The sequence below is a fragment of the Micromonospora sp. NPDC047465 genome, from assembly GCF_040643125.1.
GTDB lineage: Bacteria > Actinomycetota > Actinomycetes > Mycobacteriales > Micromonosporaceae > Micromonospora.
Genome location: NZ_JBEYTP010000120.1, coordinates 1 through 2726, shown reverse-complemented (window position 1 = coordinate 2726; position 2726 = coordinate 1). Strand labels below are relative to the sequence as shown.

General features: G+C 72.1%; 1 protein-coding gene. It reads left to right on the top strand.

The features are described 5' to 3' along the window. On the top strand, positions 1–2726 hold a 2726-nt coding region (locus tag ABZ793_RS34615), incomplete at both ends, for a beta-ketoacyl synthase N-terminal-like domain-containing protein (protein WP_357465206.1).

Below are 2726 nucleotides of genomic sequence, written 5' to 3'. Positions count from 1 at the left end.
GCGCCGGAGCTGGCGGTCACCGCGTTGCAGGCCGCGCTGGACCGCGACGACACGTCGGTCGTCGTCGCCGACGTGGCCTGGGACCGGTTCGCCGCGTCGTACACGGCGCTGCGGCCCAGCCCACTGCTGGCCGAGATCCCCGAGGCGCGGACCACGACGGACGCCGAGGGCGGCCGGGACGATGCCCAGGAACGCTCGCAGTTTGGCCGACGGCTCGCCGGGATGTCGCCGGCCGAGCGGGACGCGTACCTGCTCGACCTCGTACGCGCCCAGGTCGCCGTGGTGCTCGGGCACGCGACGCCCGACGCCGTGCCGGCGGACAAGGCCTTCCAGAGCCAGGGCTTCGACTCGCTCACCGCCGTGGAACTGCGTAACCGGCTCACCGCCGAGACCGGCCTCGCCCTGCCCACCACCCTCGTCTTCGACCATCCGACGCCGCTGGCGCTGGTGGCCCACCTGGGCACCGAGCTGACCGGCACGCCGGCCACCTCGGTCGCCGCGGAGCGGACGGCGGCGGTCGACGACGACCCGATCGCGATCGTCGGCATGAGCTGCCGGCTGCCCGGCGGCGTCGACGGCGTCGACCAACTGTGGGACCTGCTGGTCAACGGCCGCGACGGCATCTCCGACTTCCCCCTCGACCGGGGCTGGGACAGCTTCCTCGACGGCCGGCTCTCGGACACGTCCTTCCCCCGCCAGGGCGGCTTCGTCTACGACGCGGGCGCGTTCGACGCGGAGTTCTTCGGGATCTCGCCCCGCGAGGCGCTCGCCATGGACCCGCAGCAGCGGCTGCTGCTGGAGACCTCGTGGGAGGCGATCGAATCCGCGGGCGTGGACCCGTCGCGCCTGAAGGGCGAACGCGTCGGCGTCTTCGCGGGCGCCAGCTTCCAGGGGTACGCCTCCAACGCGATGGGCCGGGACCAGGAGGTGGGCGGCCACCTGCTGACCGGCAACGCGACCAGCGTGCTGTCGGGGCGGGTGGCGTACTCGTTCGGGTTCGAGGGGCCGGCGGTGACCGTCGACACGGCGTGCTCGTCGTCGCTGGTGGCGTTGCACCTGGCGGCGCAGGCGCTGCGGTCGGGGGAGTGCGACTTCGCCCTCGCCGGTGGCGTGACGGTGATGGCATCCCCCGCCACCTTCGTGGAGTTCTCCCGCCAGGGGGGCCTGTCGGCCGACGGCCGCTGCCGGTCGTTCGCCGAGTCGGCGGACGGGACGGGCTGGGGTGAGGGCGTCGGGATGCTGCTGGTGGAGCGGCTGTCCGACGCGCAGCGCCTGGGTCACCGGGTGCTCGCCGTGGTGCGGGGGACCGCCGTCAACTCCGACGGCGCGTCCAACGGACTCACCGCGCCGAACGGGCCGGCGCAGCAGCGGGTGATCCGCCAGGCCCTCGCCAACGCGCGGCTCACCACCGCCGACGTGGACGCGGTGGAGGCGCACGGCACGGGTACCACCCTCGGCGACCCGATCGAGGCCCAGGCCCTCCTCGCCACGTACGGCCAGGGCCGCGACGGCGCGGAGCCGCTGCTGCTGGGGTCGATCAAGTCGAACATCGGTCACATTCAGGCCGCCGCCGGCGTGGCGGGTGTGATCAAGATGGTTCTCGCCATGCGGCACGGTGTGGTGCCGGCGTCGCTGCACGTGGATGTGCCGTCGTCGAAGGTGGACTGGTCGTCGGGGGCTGTCGCGCTCGCTACCGAGTCGATGCCGTGGCCGGTGGTGGGTCGGCCGCGTCGGGCGGCGGTGTCGTCGTTCGGGATCTCCGGAACGAACGCGCACGTCATCATCGAGCAGGCCGAGGCCGTCGAGGCCGAGGCGGTGGTGGGTGCCGACCTGCCGGTGGTGCCGTGGTTGGTCTCGGGGCGGTCGGCGGAGGGGTTGTCCGAGCAGGCAACCCGCCTGGCCGAGCACGTACGGCGCGACGAGCGGCAGCCGGTTCGGAACCTCGGCTGGTCCCTGGCCACCGCTCGGGCGGCGTTGGAGCACCGTGCGGTGGTCCTGGGTGCCGATCGGGACGAGTTGCTGGCGGGGTTGGACGTCCTGGCCGGCGGGGCCGGGGTCGGCACTGTCGTTTCGGGTGAGGTGGTTACCGGCCGTCGGGCGTTCCTGTTCACGGGGCAGGGTTCGCAGCGGGTGGGGATGGGTCGTGGGTTGTACGACTCGTTGCCGGTGTTCGCGGAGGCGTTCGACGGGGTGTGTGCCCGGTTCGAGGGCCGGTTGCCGCGCTCGTTGCGGGACGTGGTGTTCGCTTCCGAAGGGTCGCCTGAGGCCGAGCTGTTGGATCAGACGGTGTTCACGCAGGCGGGGTTGTTCGCGGTTGAGGTGGCTCTGTACGAGTTGTTGTCCTCGTGGGGTGTGAGGCCGGACTATCTGGCTGGGCATTCGATTGGTGAGGTGACTGCCGCCTATGTGGCGGGGGTGTTGTCGTTGGAGGACGCCTGCAAGCTGGTTGCGGCGCGGGGTTCTCTGATGCAGGCGTTGCCGGCTGGTGGCGGGATGCTGGCTGTGGGTGCGTCCGAGGGCGAGGTTCGTGGGCTGGTCGGTGACGTGGTGGACGTGGCGGCGGTGAACGGGCCGAGGTCGGTCGTGTTGTCCGGGACAGTGGTGGATCTCGATCGGGTCGAGGCGCTGTGTGTCGGGCGGGGTTGGCGGGTCAAGCGGTTGTCGGTGAGTCACGCGTTCCACTCGCGCCTGATGGAGCCGATGCTGGACGACTTCCGCGCGGTCCT